The sequence below is a fragment of the Arthrobacter sp. 210 2 genome (assembly GCF_059093025.1).
The window spans coordinates 93,077-111,785 of record NZ_JBNHIE010000002.1 but is presented as its reverse complement, the minus strand read 5'-3'; the positions used below and the strand labels follow the sequence as shown (position 1 = coordinate 111,785).

Below are 18,709 nucleotides of genomic sequence, written 5' to 3'. Positions count from 1 at the left end.
TTATCCATCGAATGGATGGATAGGAAGAGCCCAAAAATCATCCATAATCCGGCACAGTACTAGGCACGATGGGACGACCCCGCGCTCGCGCCCCTGACCCGGTTCCGCGCGGTTCTAGAGGAACCGGATCATGCGGGTGTTGCCCAATGTGTTCGGCTTGACCCGGGCAAGGTCCAGGAATTCGGCCACGCCTTCGTCGTGCGAGCGGAGGAGCTCGGAGTACACTTCCGGGTCCATCGCAGACTGGTCCGCCATGACCTCGAAGCCGTGGCGCTTGAAGAAGTCCACCTCAAAGGTCAGGCAGAAGACGCGTGCCACACCCAGGGCGCGGGCTTCGTCCAGCAGGCTCTCCACCAGCACGTGCCCCACTCCCCTGCCGCGCCAGTCCTCAGAGGCCGCCAGGGTGCGCACCTCCGCCAGGTCCTCCCACATGACGTGCAGCGCCCCGCAGCCGATGACGTCGCCGTCACTGGACTCCGCAATCCGGAACTCCTGCAGGCTTTCGTAGTAGGCCACTGTCTCCTTCGCCATCAGGATCCGCTGGTCCGCCAAAGGCGCCACCAGCTTCTTGATGGCGGACACATCACTCGTGCGGGCAGGCCGGATATGGAAGGAGTCAGTCACAGGCCAATCCTAGTTCGATCAAGCCGACCACCCGCCAACCGAACGCCTACTCCCGTTTCCGCGGGAGGGGCAGGTCGGTGCCGCCAACCAGACCTTTGCCGGCGCCTGCTCGTTCCTCGCTTTGACGGCGCCTACACAAATGCCTGCCAGGCTGCACCTTGTGCGGCACAAGCGAGGGCACCGGGGTCATTTGTGTAGCTTGCTGAGGGCCCACGCTGGCAGGGTTCCTTGGCCGAGCTTGCGAGGTTAGGGGGCCAGCGGGGATGGAGGTGCAGCAAGCGGCAAATGGCGCCGGCGCCGGAGCGGAGATGAGCAGCAGACGCTTCATGAGGCGGTTGAGTTGAAGTTCTGCTTATGCTCAGTAGTCGGATATGGGTGTGACTGCACAGAGTTCTGAGATGTGCCGCGGTTGCGTTTGCGCAGGTGGACGCCGAACAAGGAGTGTTTCCGGTGTTACCCCCGTCACGCCGATGGGCAATGATGCCCACCCCGGAGGAAAAATGGCTTTAGGCTCCCCCACCCTGTCCGACACCCCACCAAAGCACGACCAGGAGCACAGCGAGAAACGAGGCCTACGGCGCTCCATGGAGGCCCGCCACCTGGTGATGATCGCGATGGGAGGTGTCATTGGTTCCGGCCTCTTCCTTAGCTCCGGCTACACGATCGCCCAGGCCGGCCCGCTCGGGGCTATCATCGCGTACCTAATCGGGGCGGCCGTGGTCTACATGGTCATGGCCTGCCTGGGCGAACTCGCCGTTGCCTATCCTGTGTCCGGAGCTTTCCACATCTACGCGGCGAGGTCCATTGGTCCCGCTACCGGGTTTGCCACCGCGTGGCTTTACTGGCTCTGCTGGGCAGTTGCCCTTGGCTCTGAATTCACCGCTGCGGGACTTTTGATGCAGCGCTGGTTTCCGGAGGTGGATGTCTGGATCTGGTGCTTTATTTTTGCCGCGGTCCTGTTCACGCTGAATGCGATTTCGTCGCGGGTCTTCGGTGAATCCGAATTCTGGTTTGCGCTGATCAAGGTAAGCGCAGTCATCGGGCTGATCGTCCTGGGCGGGGCGGCGTTGTTTGGCTTCCACCCGCTGGCGGAAAATCCTTACCCCTTCCTCGGCGAGAACCTCAATACACCGCAGGGGCTGTTTCCCAATGGAATTACCGGCGTCCTCATCACCACCCTTGCCGTGTTTTACGCGTTTTCCGGTTCGGAGCTAATTGGCGTTGCCGCCGGAGAAACCGCCAATCCCGCCGTCAACATCCCCAAAGCGATGCGGACCACCGTTATTCGCCTGCTGATTTTCTTCGTTGGCGCCATTACCGTGATTGCCTGCACTGTTCCCTACGAGGACGCCTCGTTGGAGGCAAGCCCCTTTGTCACCGTCTTCTCGCAGCTCGGCATTCCCTACGCCGCCGACGTCATGAATTTCGTGATCATTACCGCTCTTTTGTCCGCGGGAAACTGCGGCCTGTTTTCCTGCGCGCGGATGCTTTTCTCCCTTGCGGATGAAGGACATGCACCCAAGGCGCTGGGGAAACTGACAAAACGTGGAATTCCTATGCTTGCCCTGTGCGTCAGCATGCTGGGCGGCCTGGCATCCCTGGTGAGCAGCGTGGTGGCCCCCACCACCGTGTACCTGGTACTGGTGTCGATCGCCGGGTTCGCCACCGTGGGGGTGTGGATGTCCATCACGGCATCACACTTCTTCCACCGCCGTGCTTTTGTCCGATCTGGGGGCCGCACCGCAGACCTCGCCTACAAAGCACCACTGTTTCCGCTGCTGCCCATCGTGGCATTCATCCTGTGCCTGATCTCCCTGATAGGCATCGGCTTCGACCCCACCCAGGCCACCGCCCTCTACTTCGGCATCCCCTTCGTGGCAGCCTGCTACGCCTACTTCCACTACAAGTACGGCCGCGCGCAAAAAGGCCACAAAAAGGAGCAGGACGAGGAACAGGAAACGGTGGACGCACCCTAACTTAACAAACCGCGAGGCAAGGAAAAGAAGGTCTGGACATTATGTAGCGTCGTCCTGAGCGCGGCACGAGGCTGGGACATCACGTGGCTCGTACCTTGGCCGGCGACAGCGGCAAGAGGCGAAGGAGGCTCGGACCTTACATGGCTCGTGCCTTGGCCGGCGACAGCGGCAAGAGGCGAAGGAGGCGCGGACCTTACGTGGCTCTCGCCTTGGCGGGGCGATGCCCGGCACTAGGCGGGAAGGCTGGGACATTTACGTAGCTTGCGTGAGGGCCCACGCTGGCAGGGTTCCCTGGCCGAGCTTGCGAGGCTAGGGGGCCAGTGGGGATGAAGGAGCAGCAAGCGGTAAATGTCGCAGCTTTCCCGCCGGACTCAGCCGAAAAGAACTAGAGCCCCAGATCAGCAGGCAGAGGCAGATCCTGGTCCAGGACGTGCCGGGCCAGGAAGTGCTCTACGACGCCGTACCAGACCTTGGCGTGCTGTGGCTGGAGGACCCAGTGGTTCTCGTCGGGGAAGTAAAGGAACCTGTGGGGCGTCTGGCCGTCCTGGTCTGCTGCCAGCTGGGATTTGGATAGCAGCTCGTACCAGAGCCGGAGGCCTTCCCCGATGGGCACCCGGTAGTCCTTGTCCCCGTGGATGACCAGCATGGGGGTGCTCATCTTTTCCACGTGCAGGTGCGGAGAGTTGTCCAGGGCCATCTCCCCGGTCATTTCCTTCAGCCAGTATTGGGAGGCGTCCGTGGTGGGACCGAACTGGTCGAGGGCCCAGAGGCTGGCATGGCTGACGATGGCCCTGAACCGGTCCGTTTGCCCGGCCACCCAGTTGGCCATGTAACCGCCGAATGAGCCGCCCATGGCCGCAATCCGCTCCGGGTCAATGTCAGGGCGGCCGACAGCGGCATCCGTCACCGCCATGAGGTCCGTAAAAGGCGCCTTGCCCCAGGAGCCCCAGCCGCGCTGGATGTACGCCTGGCCGTAGCCCGTGGACAGCGCCGGGTCAGGCAGCAGCACCGCATAGCCCCGGGCCGTCAGCAGCCACGGGTTCCAGCGCCAGGTCCAGGCGTTCCACGAGCCCAGCGGCCCGCCGTGGATCCAGAGCAGCATCGGCGCCGGACTTTCAGCTGAAGCACCCTCCGGCAATGCAAGGTAGGCGGGGACGCGGGAACCGTCCGCAGCCGTCGCGGCAATGCGCGCAAGCCTGCCCGCACAGGCGGGCCGCTCCGCAGGTGCCGGCAGCCTCGTGGTTTCCCCGGTCTGCAGGTTGATGCGTACCGCCTCCGGCGGGAACTCGTATGAGCTGCGGAGGGCGTAGGCGCTGCGGCCCTCCGGCGAAACCACGACGTCGGTGTATGCCGCCGCGTCCTGCGTCACCCGGGTGACGCTCACTTCCGCGGCAGCCGCCGGAACGCTGATCCGGAAAAGCGGCGACGCGCCGTCGTCGTCCGCGGTGACCAGGACGGCTGAACCGTCCGGCAACCAGGCTGCCGGTTTGGGCCAACGGTCCCAGTCGTGGGCCAAGGGTTGCAGGCCCGCCCCGTCCGCACTCCCGGAAATGTCGAGCAGGTGCAGCTTGACCTCAGGGGCACGTCCCGGGGTGGAGTCGCTCTCGCTCACCACCAGCAGGGTCCTGCCGTCCGGGCTGACGGGACCCGGGAAATAACTCATGCCTTCTCTGTCCAGCAGCACCTCGTGGTTGCCGGAAGCGACGTCCACCGCCACCAGGATGGACCGGCTGTCCGCCCGAGCGAGGGGTTTGGTGTAGCTCGTGAAGATGGTCCGGCCGTCGGGGCTGGTGACGGTCTCCGCCTCCCGCAGCCGGGGACCGGCGCCGGGCGTCAGGTTGCGCAGGACCAGGGGCGCGGTGGCATCCACTGTCGCGGGCTTGCCGGACGCATTATCCTCGCCCGGTTCGACGGCGAAGATCCGGGGCTGGCCGGGGCCAAGGTCGGCGTCCCAGTACCGCACGGGGTATTCGCTGTGCAGGATGGCTGAGACTTTGTTGTCCTTGCGTGCTTTACGGCGGCGGGCGTCATCTTCCTCATCGGCGGAACCGGCCAGGATCTCCGCCGTGACGAATGCCGCGTCGGCATTCCTTGCCGTCAGCACGCTCCCCACACCGCCGGGCCGGCTGAGAACCACCCGGGCCTCGCCGCCGTCGGCGGGGAGCAGCCACAGGGCACTGACGGGATCCTCTTCGGGGTTCTCGGGGTCGGGGCGGGCAGAGGTGAAATACACGTCACCATTGGCAGCGAAGGCGGCACCCGCTTCGCCCTTGGCGCTCCGCGTGATGCGCCGGGCATGCTTCTGCCCCGCGGGGTCCAGCTCCCACAGCGCCGTGGCGTACTCGGTGCCTTTACCGTTCAGGGTGGCCACGGTAGTAACCAGCCGGGTGCCGTCCGGGCTAAGGCTCAGCCCACTCACCCGCGGGATGGACAGGTAATGGTCGAGGTCATGGAAAGGGGTCAAAGGTTGCTCGTCCGGGATCACCGGGTTCTCGATAGCCATGCCCCTGATTCAACCCGACTGTGCCCCGCATCACAAAGTGTCATGTGCATGCGCCTCCGTGGCTGGGTCCGCTCCGGCCCCGGCGTCATTTGCCGCTTGCTGCTCCTCCGTCGCTCTGACGCAAGCTACACAAATGACCCCGGCACCTGCGCTTGTGCTCGGGAACGATCCGCAATCAGAGGCTTTCTGTAAGAGCCGCCTCGCCCCGCTTGAACGGTGCTGGGCAGCAACGGTTATGCGGGTCAAAGCCGCTTGTGCCGCCATCCAATGCCTGCAGAGGGTGGGCACGCACGAGGTGCCGGGCATCAGGGATTTATGTAGGCGCCGTCAAAGCGAGGAACGAGCAGGCGCCGGGAAATCTCTGATGGTCGGCACCGGACGCAACCGCGGAACGGCACCAGGCCCAGCCACGGGACCCGCGGACTCAACCTTGGGTGGTGCGGGTTAAAAGCGGAAGGCCCCGCCTGCTCTGGGAGCTGGCGGGGCCTTACGGTGATGCTTTAGACGCTCGGGGCGATTTCCGGGATGCGCGGCTTGGCATTGCCGGCGAACGTGAACTTGGCGTCGTCGCCGTCGCCTTCCACGTCCACTACGACGATGTCGCCGGCGTGGATCTCGCCGAACAGGATCTTCTCGGAGAGCTGATCCTCGATCTCGCGCTGGATGGTGCGGCGCAGCGGCCGGGCACCCATGGCGGGATCGTAGCCCCGGGTTGCGAGGAGCACCTTGGCCGCGGGCGTGAGCTCGATGCCCATGTCCTTGTCCTTGAGGCGCTTCTCCAGGCGGGTGACGAACAGGTCCACGATCTCGATGATCTCGTCCTGGGTCAGCTGCGGGAACACCACAACGTCATCAACACGGTTCAGGAACTCGGGGCGGAAGTGCTGCTTGAGCTCCTCCGTCACACGGGCACGCATGCGGTTATAGCCGGTCTGCGTGTCGGTGCCCGACTGGAAGCCGGTGGCAACGCTCTTGGAGATGTCCCGGGTACCCAGGTTCGTGGTCATGATGATCACGGTGTTCTTGAAGTCCACCACGCGGCCCTGGGAGTCGGTCAGGCGGCCGTCTTCCAGGATCTGCAGCAGCGAGTTGAAGAGGTCAGCGTGGGCCTTCTCAACTTCGTCGAACAGCACCACGGAGAACGGACGGCGGCGGACCTTCTCGGTCAGCTGGCCGCCTTCCTCGTAGCCCACGTAGCCCGGAGGGGCACCGAAGAGCCGCGAGACGGTGTGCTTCTCCGAGTATTCGGACATGTCCAGCGTGATGAGGGCATCCTCTTCACCGAACAGGAACTCCGCGAGTGCCTTGGCCAGCTCGGTCTTGCCGACGCCGGTGGGGCCGGCGAAGATGAACGAGCCGCCGGGACGCTTGGGGTCCTTAAGCCCTGCACGGGTGCGGCGGATGGCCTGCGACAGGGCCTTGATGGCCTCGTTCTGGCCGACCACGCGCTTGTGCAGTTCGTCTTCCATCTTCAGCAGGCGCGAGGACTCTTCCTCGGTCAGCTTGAAAACGGGGATGCCGGTGGAGTTGGCCAGCACCTCGGCGATGAGATCCTCATCCACCTCGGAGATGTCGTCCATGCCGCCGGACTTCCAGTGGCGCTCCTTCTCCGAGCGCTCGGAAATCATCTTCTGCTCCTTGTCGCGGAGCGCAGCAGCACCTTCGAAGTCCTGCGCGTCAATCGCGGACTCCTTCTCCATCTTCAGCTTGGCGATGCGCTCGTCCATGGCCTTCAGCTCCGGCGGAGCCGTCATGCGGCGGATGCGCAGCCGTGCGCCTGCCTCGTCGATCAGGTCGATCGCCTTGTCCGGCAGGAACCGGTCCGAGATGTAGCGCTCGGCGAGGCTGGCAGCGGAGGCCAGGGCGCCGTCGGTGATCGTGACGCGGTGGTGTGCCTCGTAGCGGTCACGCAGGCCCTTCAGGATCTCGATGGCGTGTGCCACGGAGGGTTCCTTGACCTGGATCGGCTGGAAGCGGCGCTCCAGGGCAGCGTCCTTTTCGATGTGCTTGCGGTACTCGTCCAGCGTGGTGGCACCGATGGTCTGCAGCTCACCGCGGGCCAGCATGGGCTTCAGGATGGATGCAGCATCGATGGCGCCTTCGGCGGCACCGGCACCGACAAGCGTGTGGATCTCGTCAATGAAGAGGATGATGTCGCCGCGGGTGCGGATCTCCTTGAGGACCTTCTTCAGGCGCTCTTCGAAGTCACCACGGTAACGGGAGCCGGCCACCAGGGAGCCAAGGTCCAGCGTGTAGAGCTGCTTGTCCTTGATGGTTTCCGGTACGTCGCCGCGAACAATGGCCTGGGCCAGGCCTTCGACGACGGCGGTCTTGCCGACGCCGGGCTCGCCAATGAGGACCGGGTTGTTCTTGGTGCGGCGGGAGAGGACCTGCATGACGCGTTCCATCTCCTGCTCGCGTCCGATGACCGGGTCCAGCTTGTTCTCGCGGGCAGCCTGGGTCAGGTTGCGGCCGAACTGGTCCAGGACAACGGAACCGGCAGGGGCGCCTTCGGGCTGGCCCGAACCAACGCCTGCACCGGTGGTCTCCTTGCCCTGGTAGCCCGAAAGCAGCTGGATAACCTGCTGGCGGACCCTGTTCAGGTCGGCGCCAAGCTTGACCAGCACCTGCGCGGCAACACCTTCACCCTCACGGATGAGGCCGAGCAGGATGTGCTCCGTGCCGATGTAGTTGTGGCCCAGCTGGAGTGCCTCGCGCAGCGAGAGCTCCAGTACCTTCTTGGCACGGGGGGTGAAGGGGATGTGGCCGGACGGCGCCTGCTGGCCCTGTCCGATGATCTCCTGCACCTGCTCGCGAACGCCGTCGAGCGAAATGCTCAAGGACTCAAGAGCTTTGGCGGCAACGCCCTCACCCTCATGGATCAGACCCAAGAGGATGTGTTCGGTACCGATGTAATTGTGGTTCAGCATGCGTGCCTCTTCTTGGGCAAGCACAACTACGCGACGGGCACGGTCCGTAAATCGCTCAAACATTTCGCCACACTCCTAGCTACGACGTACTTTGATGCTACGTGGCGGGCCCGGACTTGTGGAGCGTGTTCGCCACAGGGGAAACCGGAGGGGTTGCGGGAATATCGGCAGGACCCTTCCCTGCCGCGTACGGGCCGGCCTCGCGGACTGGCTGCTGCGGGTACCAGGGCCCCTTTGACGATGAAACCGGCGGGTTGACGCCTGCATGAACGAAAGAGGCGCGGCTAACCCCCGCCACCCCAAAAGTTTGGATTAATTACGACGACGGCGGGCCGCCTTGGTTTTTAACGTTTCCGGAACCGAAAAAGCCCTGCTTCCCGGTTAGGGGAAGCAGGGCTTAATACGGGCACCGGGCCTGCGGCTAGGAATTTGCCTTTTGGTAGGCTTCCTGGATTTCGGCCTGAATTCGGCCGCGGCTGTTAACGGTGTAGCCGTTATCCCGCGCCCATTGGCGAATCTGTGCTGAATCGTGGCTGCGGCCCCCGGAAGGAGCAGCCTTGGTGCGGGTGGCGGCGCGGCCACCGGAAGCCTTTCGCGCTGCGGCAATAAACCGCTCAAGCGAAGACCGGAGTTCAGCGGCATTGGCCGCCGAGAGGTCAATCTCGTAGTTGGCCCCGTCGAGGCCAAACTTTACATTCTCGTCTGCGGATCCCCCATCCAGATCATCAACGAGGATGATGTTTACTTTCTGTGCCATTAAAGGTCTTCCTCTTGGAAGGGTCGGTTTTCAGAAAAGCAGGATGTTTCCTTTAAAAGTATGACTCTTTTTATGGCAACGCGTCAAAGCGCCTAATGGTTCCTTGGGGATAAAGGCAGGAGATTAGGGGTTTTTATCTATTTTGATTCGGGGTCCGGACGGTCCGCCGGCGGCACGTCCGGACGCTGCGCGGCGCGGGCATCCGCTTCAGCCTGGGCCCGGGCCTCCGCCTGGCGCTCGGACTTGTCCGCATTGAAGATTGCCCTCATGGCGAACCAGAAGATGAGGCCCACCACCAGCGAGGGCAGGAGGACTGCCACGTATTCCATGGTCAGTGCCCTTCGGGCTTCAACAGGGGGAAGAGGATGGTTTCCCGGATACCCGCACCGGTGAAGAGCATCACCAGGCGGTCGATTCCGAGGCCGATGCCGCCCATGGGCGGGGCGCCGTACTCAAGCGCGCGCAGGAAGTCCTCGTCCAGCTGCATGGCCTCGTCGTCGCCGGCCGCGGCATGGCGTGACTGCTCGGTGAGCCGTTCGCGCTGGATGACGGGGTCGATCAGCTCCGAGAAGGCGGTGCCGCGCTCCATGCCGCCGATGATCAGGTCCCAGGCCTCGATGAGCCGGCCGTCCTCGCGGTGCGGGCGGGCCAGCGGCTGCGCGGAGGGCGGGTAATCGTAGACGAAAGTGGGGTTCAGCAGGGTGGGCTCCACGATTTCGCCGAAGAGTTCCACCACCAGCTTTTCAGCGTCCCACTTGGGATCGACCTTGACGTCGTGCTTCTCAGCGATTCCGCGAAGCACCTCAAGCGGAGTGTCCGGCGTGACTTCCTGCCCAACGGCGTCGGACAGCCCGGGGTAGACCGCCAGCCAGGCCCACTCGCCGTCGAGGTTGATCTCCCCGGCGTCCGTCTGGATAGTGCGGCCCGCACCCACGGCGTCTGCGGCGTCGAGGATGATCTCCTTGATGCGTTCAGCCATGACGAACTGGTCCGCCCACGCCTCGTAGCACTCCAGGGTGGTGAATTCGGGGCTGTGGGTGGAGTCCACGCCCTCGTTGCGGAACACTCGGCCCATGTCGTAGACGCGGTCGATGCCGCCCACCACGGCACGCTTGAGGTAAAGCTCCGTGGCGATGCGCAGGGTCATCTTCTGGTCGAAGGCGTTCATATGGGTCTCGAACGGCCGTGCCAGGGCACCGCCGTGGACCAGGTTCAGGATGGGCGTTTCCACCTCGACATAGTTGTGGCGGAAGAGCGTTTCGCGGATGGACCGGGTGATGGCGGCACGCGTGTAGACCATTTCGCGGGCTTCGTCGCGGACCATCAGGTCCACGTAGCGCTGGCGGACGCGGGTTTCCTCGTTCAGCTCCGCATGCAGCACCGGCAGCGGACGGAGGGCCTTGGATGCCATGGTCCAGGATTCGGCCATGATGGACAGTTCGCCGCGGCGGGAGGAAATCACCTCGCCCTTGATGAACACATGGTCGCCGAGGTCCACCAGGGCTTTCCAGTCAGCGAGCGCTTCCTCGCCGATGTTGGCGAGGCTGAGCATGGCCTGCAGCCGGGTTCCCTTGCCGTCCGTGCCGCCCTCCTGGAGCGTGGCGAAGCACAGCTTGCCGGTGTTGCGGACGAAGACCACGCGGCCGGTGACGCCCACAATGTCGCCCGTGGTGTCGTCCGCCTCGAGGTGGGCGTACTTTTCACGGATTTCGGCGAGGGAGTGGGTCCGTTCCACTCCCACCGGGTACGCCTCCGAGCCGCGCTCAATCAGCTTGGCGCGCTTCTCCATGCGGATCCGCATCTGCTCGCTGGCATCGAGGGGCTCTGGGGCGTTCTTGGGGGCGGGGGTGTTTTGGGAAGTCACAGTCATCAAGTTTACCGGGAGTTGGGCTGGCCCGGCTTCGCAACTGCTCCCCCGGCTCCCGCCTACGATGGGGTGGTGAAAGAACAGGTCATTGCAACGCACGACGGCGGCCGGCTGGCCTTATACAGTTACGGCACCGTTGATGCCCCGGGCGAACGCCGCGTGGTGCTGATCGGCGGAGCGTTCCTGACCGCACTGATCTACCGGCCGTTTTCGGTGGCGCTGGCGAAGGGCCTGGGCGACGGCTGGGCGGTGGACGTGTATGACCGCCGGGGCCGCGGCAGCTCGTCGGAGCAGCCCGCCGACTACTCGATGGCCACCGAGATCGCCGACGTGCGGGCTGTCCTGGATGCCACGGGTGCCCGGAACATCCTGGGCCACAGCCTGGGCGGGGCGGTTGCCCTGAACGCCGTCCAGGAGTTCACCGGAACCTCCTACGTGCCGGACAAGCTCGCGGTGTACGACGCCGCAGTGAACATCGACGGCAGCATCGACACCGCCTGGCTGGACGGGTTCGAGGACGCCGTCAACAACGGCAAGGTGGGCCACGCACTGGCGCACATGAAGAAGGCCACCAGCCCCGGCACTGCCCTGGCCAGGATTCCGGAGCCGGTCCTGGCCGGGCTGATGGCCCTGGTCTCGAACACCAAAATTAACAGGATGTTCCGGGACGTCATGCCCAGCGGCGTGGGCGAGCTGCGCGCCGCCTACAACGAGGCCGACCATGCCAGGGACTTCAGCGTGCTGCCCGCCTCGACCCATTTCATGGCCGGCGGCAAGAGCCCCAGCTACTACAAGGTCACGGCGGAGCGGCTGCACGCCGCCGTCCCCGGCAGCACCTACGAGCTCTCCCCCAAAGGCTTCCACGGCTCCATCCCCGCGGCCGTCAATGAACTCGTCGCCGATATCTCGGAGTATTTCAAGGGCTCACGAGCTCCTTCCGGTCCGCCAGCCAGTCACCAAAGCGCGTGATGTCCTCGCCGCCAGCGGCGGCCACGGCGTCGCAGGCGAACCCTACGGCGGTTGAACCGTCGGAGAGCTGCACGGATCCGAGCAGCATCGGTTCGGGAAGGGACGCCAGGAACGAGCCCAGCCCCGCAGGCGACAGAAGCCACCGTTCACCCACGAGCTCCGCGCCGTCGTCGGACCGGTAGACGCCCGGCTTGGGCGGCATGGTGTCCAGGGACACCATGCGGTAGCGGGCGGCCGTCCGGACGGGGCCATCCCAGACCGCCCCGAGTTCCTCCAGCTGCGGAGCCAGCGGCTGGCCCTTCCGGTGGGCACCGACCACAACCAGCGGGACCGCCACAGCACCGCCGGCCACCGGCCAGGGAACGGACGACGACGGCTGGCCGGCTGCCGCCGTCCCTGCCGGTACTGCGCCGGCAGCAAAGAGTTCCGGCGCGGCGGGGGTTGTTTCGATCCTGCGGGCGATGTCAGCGGCGACTGCGTCGTCAAAGGTCCGGCCCACCACTGTCAGCCCGAACTGGGAACCTTCCACCACGCCTGCCGGGACGGCCACCGCGCAGAGGTCGAACAGGTTGCAGAAGTTCGTGTAGGTGCCCAGAAGGGAGTTCACCCCCACAGGGTTGGCGGCCACCTCGGCCAGCGTGGGGTGGAACGGCGCCGTGGGCACCAGCAGGGCGTCGAAGGCTTCCAGCCCTGCCATCGCCCTGCGTTTCAGTTCTTCCAGTTTGGCGGTGTCCGCAACGTAGCGGTGGGCGGGCAACGTGCCGGCCGCCCGGATGATTCCACCCACCGTGGGGTCGATGCCCGCCTGCCCGTCCGTGCCGGCGTCGGCCGTTTCAATGAACGTGCCCACCGCGGCATGGCGCTCGGCCACCAGGGCTCCGTCGTACAGCAGCCGCGCCGCGTCCAGGAAGGCGTCGAATTCGATGGGCCGGACGTCCACGCCCGAGTCGCGGAGCCGGTCCACCTGGCGTCCGAACTCTGCTGCCCAGGAGTCCGGAAGGGCGGGCAGGCTGGCGGGGTAGGCCACGCGGGGCGTCGCCGGTGCTGCCAGCCGGACATCGCTGGGCCAGGTCCGCGCGCCGCCGGCCATCACCCCCATCGCAAGCTCCGCCGTGGACAGCTGGCGGGCAAAGATGGTGACGGCGTCCCACGACCGGCAGGCAGGCACCACGCCGGTGGTGGACACAACGTGCAGCGTCGGCTTGATTCCCACGATCCCCTGCAGCCCCGCCGGCACCCGGCCTGATCCTGCAGTGTCCGTACCGATGGCTATGTCCACCAGGCCCAGCGCCACTGCCACCGCGGAGCCGGAGCTGGAGCCGCCGGAGATGAACTCCGGGCGGCGGGAGTCCCGGACAGCACCATACGGGCTGCGCGTGCCGACGAGCCCGGTGGCGAACTGGTCCAGGTTGGTGGCACCGAGGACCAGTGCGCCGGCAGCCCGAAGCCGGGCCACCGCGTCCGCGTCCTTCTCCGGCACGTAGGCGAAACCGGGGCACGCCGCCGTCGTGGGGATGCCCGCCACGTCCACGTTGTTCTTGACGGCCAGCAGGAGCCCGGCGAGCGGCAGGTCGGCGCCGCCCGCTACGGCCGCGTCGATGCCAGCTGCTTCTCCCAGCAGCTCCGCCTCACCGCGGAGGGTGATCCAGATTTCGGGGCGGGCCACTGCTTCAATGGCGGCGAGCGCCGCCTTGACCCGCGCTGTGGCCGTACCGGTGGTGGGGTTGCTCATACTGCTGCCTCTTCCAGTTCCGGGGCATCCAGGTCGGCGGGCTCCAGGTCATCGCTGCCGAGGACCACCACGGCCTCGCCCGCCACCACCTGTGAACCGGCGGCCGGCAGGACGCGGAGCACCACGCCGTCGCAGGGCGCTTCCAGCACCGTTTCCATCTTCATGGCCTCGAGGGAAACCAGCGGCTGGCCCTTGGTTACCCGGTCGCCCACTGCAACATCAACCTTCCAGACGCTCGCAGCAAACGGCGCGGACACGAGGGACCCGCCGTCGGGAACCACTACGTCGTCTGCCGCGGGGGCCACGACGGCGGCCAGCGCCTCCGCGCGGTCGAACTCGCCGGCGTCGGCCCATGCCTGCCGTTCCACCGCAAAAGCCGCGCCCTGCGTCTCGCGGAATGCCGCGATGGACTCACGGTTTTCCTCAAGGAACAGCTCATGCTCGGCCAGGGAGAAGGTGCCCTCCTCGATCTCGACGCCGCGGCCCCTGCCGGCGGCCATGTCGGCACGCAGGTCAAGGAGTTCCTCCGGGCTGACCGGGTACCAGGAGATCCGGTCGAAGAAGCGCAGCAGCCAGGGTGAGCCCGGCTCGAACGGAGCGGAGTCCGCGTAGCGCGACCACACCTGGGTGGTGCGGCCCACGAACTGGTAGCCGCCCGGGCCTTCCATGCCGTAAATGCACATGTACGCCCCGCCGATGCCCACCGCGTTCTCCGGCGTCCAGGTGCGGGCAGGGTTGTACTTGGTGGTCACCAGCCGGTGCCGCGGGTCCAGCGGCGTAGCCACCGGGGCGCCGAGGTAAACATCCCCGAGGCCCAGGACCAGGTATTCGGCGTTGAAGACGGTGTCGAAGACGTCGTTGACGGAGTCCAGTCCGTTGATCCGGCGGATGAACTCGATGTTCCAGGGGCACCAAGGGGCGTCATCACGGACGCCTGCCATGTAGCGTTCGATCGCTTCCCGCGTTGCCGGATCGTCCCAGGACAGCGGCAGCCGGACGGTGCGGCTGGGAACTACCAGTTCGGAGCTCGCGGGCAGTGCCGCCTCAATCTCCTGGACGAGGCCCAGCAGCCGCTTGGTGGCCAGGACCGACGGGTCCACCTTGATCTGGAGGGAGCGGATGCCGGGGGTGAGGTCCACAATCCCGGGCACGCGGAGCTGTTCGAGGTGCTGGTGCAGGGCGTGCACCCTGGCACGCAGCCCCAGGTCCAGGACCATCTCGCCGTATTCCACGAGCAGGTTGTCATCGCCGGAGCGTCGGTAGGTGACTGCCGGCCGTCCGGCGCCTTCGGGCACCCGGCCCAGCACGCCGTCGTCGCCGTCCCCTCGCCCGGCGCGCCTGCCTGCCGGCGCTGCTGCAGGCTTTGTTGAGAGGTGCGCTGACAGGTTGCCTGGCAGCTCTGCCGACCAGCCGGCGTCACCCGGCAGCACCAGCTGCCGGCCGGGCCCGAGGTCCCTGGCGGACGGTGCCTGGCTGACTTCGATGGGAACGAACCGGACCTTGTCCCCCGGCCGGAGCTGGCCGAGCTTCCAGCGGTCGGCCGTCACCACGGTGACGGGGCAGACGAAACCGCCCAGGCTGGGGCCGTCCGGGCCGAGCAGGATGGGGGTGTCGCCGGTGAAGTCGAGGGCGCCCACGGAGTAGGCGGTGTCGTGGATGTTGGACGGGTGCAGGCCGGCCTCGCCGCCGTCGGTCCTTGCCCAGCGGGGTTTGGGACCGGTCAGCCGAACGCCGGTGCGGGCGGAGTTGAAGTGCACCTCGTACTCGGCGGCGTACAGTTCCTCGATGTCTTCGCGCTGGAAGAATTCCGGGGCGCCGTGCGGGCCTTCCGCCACGGCCAGTTCCCAGGTTGAAGTCAGGGCGGGCCGGCTGTCGAGGGGCACCGCTGTTTCCGGCGCTGTTACTGCGGTGCCGGCGGCGGGCTTCACCGTGCGGAGGACGTCACCGGCGCGGAGGACGCGTCCGGCGTGTCCGCCGAACTGCCCGAGCGTGAAGGTGGAGGCACTGCCAAGGTACTCCGGAATGTCCAGGCCGCCCTGGAACAGGATGTACCCGCGGAGCCCGTGCCCTGCGGCGGTGCCGACGTCGAGCGTGCCGCCTGCGGGCACCGTCACCGGCGCCCATGCTGGAACCTCCGTCCCGTCAACCGTCACTGTTACCTCGGCTCCGGTGACGCAGAGGGTGGTGGCGTGGGTGAAGGTCAGGCTGGGCCCGGTCATGGTGAATTCCAGGCCGGGAGCGCCTTCGGGGTTGCCCAGCGCGGTGTTGCCGAGCCGGAAGGACAAGTCATCCATGGGGCCGCTCGGCGGGACGCCGATCTGCCACAGGCCGGTCCTGCCGGGCCAGTCCTGCACGCTGGTCTGCAGGCCGGGGCGGTCCACGGTGATCCGCGGTTCCGGATCGCCCACGGAGTCCAGGGTGCTGGTGGAGTGCTCGACGCTGCGGACCACGTCCAGTCCCGCCACGGCGCGGAGCATTCCAAGGTTGGTTTCGATGCCGTCGATCCGGGTTCCGGCGAGTGCTGCGGCCAGCCGGTCGAAGGCCTCAGCACGCGTTGCTGCCGAGGTGATGATTTTGCCAAGGAGGGGATCGTAGTTGGTGGACACCTCGGTGCCGGTTTCCACCCAGGCGTCCACGCGGACATCCTCCGCAGCGGGGTACGCGGCGTTGGTGACGGTTCCGGCGCTGGGCTGGAAGCCGCGGGCCGGATCCTCGGCGTACACGCGTGCCTCCACCGCGTTGCCGGAAACCGGCAGGCAGTCCGGGACGCCGGCGAGTACGCCCTGGGCTTCCGCGCCGCCCTGTGCCAGCCGGAGCATCCACTCCACGAGGTCCACGCCGGTGACGGCCTCGGTGACGGGGTGCTCCACCTGGAGCCGGGCATTGACCTCCAGGAAGGACGCTTCGCGGCGGGACGAGTCGTAGACGAACTCGACCGTTCCTGCGGAGCGGTAGTTGAGCGAGGCGCACAGTGCGCGGGAGCTGCGGTGCAGTTCTTCGCGCAGCTCCTCGGGAAGGTCCGGAGCCGGCGCTTCCTCAAGAACCTTCTGGTGGCGGCGCTGCAGGGAGCAGTCGCGGTCGCCGAGGCTGACCACCCGGCCCTCACCATCGCCGAAAACCTGGACTTCGATGTGCCGGGCGTTTTCGACGTAGCGTTCCGCGAAGACGCCCGCGGTGCCGAAGCTGGCCCCCGCCAGGCGGGCAACCCGGGGGAAGCTCTCCACCAGTTCGGCCTCGGTGCGGCAGACCGTCATGCCGATGCCGCCACCGCCGCCGGTGGCCTTGAGCATCAGGGGGAAGCCGATGGCGGCACTTGCCTCTACAGCCTCAGCCACGTCCGCCAGCAGTCCGGATCCGGCAATCATGGGGACGCCGGCGGCGCGGGCGGCGTCGCGCGCCGTGTGCTTGGTGCCGAAGATGCGCAGCTGTTCCGATGTGGGGCCAACAAAGACCAGTCCTGCCGCTTCCACGGCTTCGGCGAAAGCGGCGTCCTCGGACAGGAACCCGTATCCGGGGTGGATCGCTCCTGCCCCGGTGGACTTCGCCGCTGCCAGGAGCGCATCCACCCGGAGGTAGGACTCCTTGGCAGGCGCCGGGCCGAGGAGCACCGCTTCGTCCGCGAGGCGGACGTGGCGGGCGCCCCGGTCTGCCTCGGAGAATACGGCGACCGTCCGCAGTCCGAGTTTTTTGGCTGATTCGATGATGCGGCAGGCGATTTCACCGCGGTTGGCGATCAGCAGGGTGTCGAAAGTGTTCACAGCGCTGCCTCCAGCCGGGTGACGATCATGCGGACTGGGGTGGGGTTGAAGCCGTTGCAGGGGTTGTTGACCTGCGGGCAGTTGGAGACGAGGACCAGGGTGTCCACCTCGGCCCGCAGCGCCACACGCTTGCCGGGGGCCGACAGTCCGTCAACGATGCCCAGGGCACCGTCCGGGTCCACGGGAACGTTCATGAACCAGTTGATGTTGGACACCAGGTCCCGCTTTCCCAGGCCCCAGCGGGAGCCTTCGATGAGGAAGTTTTCAACGCAGGCGTGCTGTTCGCGGGTGTGCTGGCCGTAGCGGAGGGTATTGGATTCCTGCGAGCAGGCCCCGCCTATGGTGTCGTGCACGCCCACTTCGTCTGCCACCACGGTCATCAGCGGAGCCCCGGTGTCCGCGCGAAGCACCGAACCCGTGGTCAGGACGATCGACTGCTGCCGGGCGATGGTGACGGGCGCCGAGTAGCGGACGGATGTGTCTGCTGCGGCGTACAGCAGGCAGTCCACGGCCTGGTTGCCTTCCAGGTCCACGATGGTCAGCACGTCGCCGGCTGCCACGACCGCTGACCAAGGGCCTCTGGCTTCCACGAATTCGTCGAGGACCACGGCGCCGGGCACTAGGGCGGTTTCGCCCGCGGCCGGGATGGGTTTGGTGTCAGTGGCGGTGTTCATCGGGCGTTCCTTGCGGTGAGGTCGTGTTCGGTATTGCGGAGTGCCTGCAGGTGTTCGGGCGCCAGGGGGCCGGCGAGGGTGCCCGCCTCGAGCGCGGCGAGGTCCTGCGGCGCGTGCCAGGCGACGACGTCGACGGCGGTTCCGGTGAAGCCTTCGCGGGGATCCAGGGGGTGGGCGGTGTTGGCTAGCACCAGCACCGCGTCCATCTGGAGCAGGAGTTCGACGGCGGCGCCCGGGCCGGCACTTCCGGTGAACGTGATGGTGCCGGCGGGGTCCACGTTGATGCCCTTGAAGAGTGTCAGCGACGGTGCCACGTCGCGGAGCCCCAGCCCGGTCTTCAAGGCGCCGAGGGTGAGGAGTTCGCGGGCTGCCGGGGACGCGCTGTGGGCCGTTCCGGCGCCGTATCGCTCGGTGTTTCCGCTAAGGGTGGTGGCGCCGGTCAGGGCGTCGTGTCGGTTGGACGTATCGGCGACGATGGTGGCCATCAGGCGGCCGGCGTCGGACAGCAGCGGGTGGCCCGTCCCGGGGTAGGCCTGCCACGGGACCTTGACGGTGTCCGCGGTGTTGAGGCGTTCGTGAAGGGCCCCGGCCCGGTACAGGAGGGTGTGCACGCAGGCATCACCGGCGGTGTCCGTGAGCCGGACGCGGGTGCCGCGGGCAAGCGTCATGGTGGTGTACCGGCCGAAGGCCAGGGACTCGACCCAGGTGGGGAAAACGCCGTCGGGCAGTTCCTCAGTGAAGCGCGCGGGGGCGGAAGCGGCCGGTACGAAGCGCATGGTGTCCGCGGTCCGGCCGTGCTGTTCCCGGGCGTGGGCACGGGCGCCGGCGGTGGTGGCTGTGCCGGTTGCTGGTGTTTCGATGGTCTGTGTCATGTCAGTCCTGTTGTTCTAAGGCTTGGGTTCTAAGGCTTGGTTGCTTG

Annotated in this window: 12 protein-coding genes; 2 read left to right on the top strand and 10 right to left on the bottom strand. The window is 66.5% G+C overall.

What is annotated here, in order from left to right:
- Positions 1 to 114 precede the first annotated feature (114 nt).
- Positions 115 to 624, bottom strand: coding sequence for an amino-acid N-acetyltransferase (locus tag AC5RWA_RS04920; RefSeq protein ID WP_494056769.1), 510 nt, complete (start codon positions 622 to 624; stop codon positions 115 to 117).
- Positions 625 to 1,124: 500 nt separating this feature from the next.
- Between AC5RWA_RS04920 and AC5RWA_RS04915 the strand changes: the two genes are divergently transcribed.
- Complete coding sequence (locus AC5RWA_RS04915) at positions 1,125 to 2,600, top strand: amino acid permease (RefSeq protein ID WP_494056768.1); 1,476 nt, start codon at positions 1,125 to 1,127, stop codon at positions 2,598 to 2,600.
- Positions 2,601 to 2,985: 385 nt separating this feature from the next.
- Here the strand turns inward: AC5RWA_RS04915 and AC5RWA_RS04910 are convergent, their stop codons facing one another.
- The 5 genes from AC5RWA_RS04910 to lysS all read right to left on the bottom strand — a co-directional run bounded on the left by AC5RWA_RS04910 (position 2,986) and on the right by lysS (position 10,660).
- On the bottom strand, positions 2,986 to 5,103 hold the full coding sequence (locus AC5RWA_RS04910) for a S9 family peptidase (protein ID WP_494056767.1): 2,118 nt from the start codon (positions 5,101 to 5,103) through the stop codon (positions 2,986 to 2,988).
- A 500-nt stretch (positions 5,104 to 5,603) separates the two neighbouring features.
- Positions 5,604 to 8,096, bottom strand: coding sequence for an ATP-dependent Clp protease ATP-binding subunit (locus AC5RWA_RS04905; protein WP_079596847.1), 2,493 nt, complete (start codon positions 8,094 to 8,096; stop codon positions 5,604 to 5,606).
- Positions 8,097 to 8,454: 358 nt separating this feature from the next.
- A complete protein-coding gene (locus tag AC5RWA_RS04900) occupies positions 8,455 to 8,790 on the bottom strand; it encodes a histone-like nucleoid-structuring protein Lsr2 (RefSeq protein ID WP_079596848.1) in 336 nt (111 codons plus the stop codon).
- 137 nt (positions 8,791 to 8,927) lie between these two features.
- The gene (locus AC5RWA_RS04895; RefSeq protein WP_494056766.1) at positions 8,928 to 9,119 is read right to left on the bottom strand and encodes a hypothetical protein; all 192 of its coding nucleotides are present in this window, start codon (positions 9,117 to 9,119) and stop codon (positions 8,928 to 8,930) included.
- A gap of 2 nt (positions 9,120 to 9,121) precedes the next feature.
- On the bottom strand, positions 9,122 to 10,660 hold the full coding sequence (gene lysS, locus AC5RWA_RS04890) for a lysine--tRNA ligase (RefSeq protein ID WP_275730162.1): 1,539 nt from the start codon (positions 10,658 to 10,660) through the stop codon (positions 9,122 to 9,124).
- A gap of 69 nt (positions 10,661 to 10,729) precedes the next feature.
- Between lysS and AC5RWA_RS04885 the strand changes: the two genes are divergently transcribed.
- A complete protein-coding gene (locus AC5RWA_RS04885; RefSeq protein WP_494056765.1) occupies positions 10,730 to 11,626 on the top strand; it encodes an alpha/beta fold hydrolase in 897 nt (298 codons plus the stop codon).
- Here the strand turns inward: AC5RWA_RS04885 and atzF are convergent.
- From atzF to AC5RWA_RS04865, 4 genes are read right to left on the bottom strand one after another with little or no spacing between them, the layout of a single operon-like run.
- Positions 11,574 to 13,358, bottom strand: a complete 1,785-nt coding sequence (atzF, locus tag AC5RWA_RS04880; RefSeq protein ID WP_494056764.1) for an allophanate hydrolase — start codon at positions 13,356 to 13,358, stop codon at positions 11,574 to 11,576. The genes AC5RWA_RS04885 and atzF overlap by 53 nt on opposite strands.
- Positions 13,355 to 17,116 (bottom strand): urea carboxylase, encoded by a 3,762-nt coding sequence (uca, locus tag AC5RWA_RS04875; RefSeq protein WP_494056763.1) that lies wholly within the window; start codon positions 17,114 to 17,116, stop codon positions 13,355 to 13,357. Before uca ends, atzF begins: the two co-directional genes overlap by 4 nt.
- Positions 17,113 to 17,790: an urea amidolyase associated protein UAAP2 gene (locus AC5RWA_RS04870; RefSeq protein WP_494056762.1), complete on the bottom strand. Its 678-nt coding sequence runs from the start codon at positions 17,788 to 17,790 to the stop codon at positions 17,113 to 17,115. Before AC5RWA_RS04870 ends, uca begins: the two co-directional genes overlap by 4 nt.
- On the bottom strand, positions 17,787 to 18,662 hold the full coding sequence (locus AC5RWA_RS04865; RefSeq protein ID WP_494056761.1) for an urea amidolyase associated protein UAAP1: 876 nt from the start codon (positions 18,660 to 18,662) through the stop codon (positions 17,787 to 17,789). The genes AC5RWA_RS04870 and AC5RWA_RS04865 overlap by 4 nt, the downstream gene beginning before the upstream one ends.
- Positions 18,663 to 18,709: the final 47 nt, after the last annotated feature.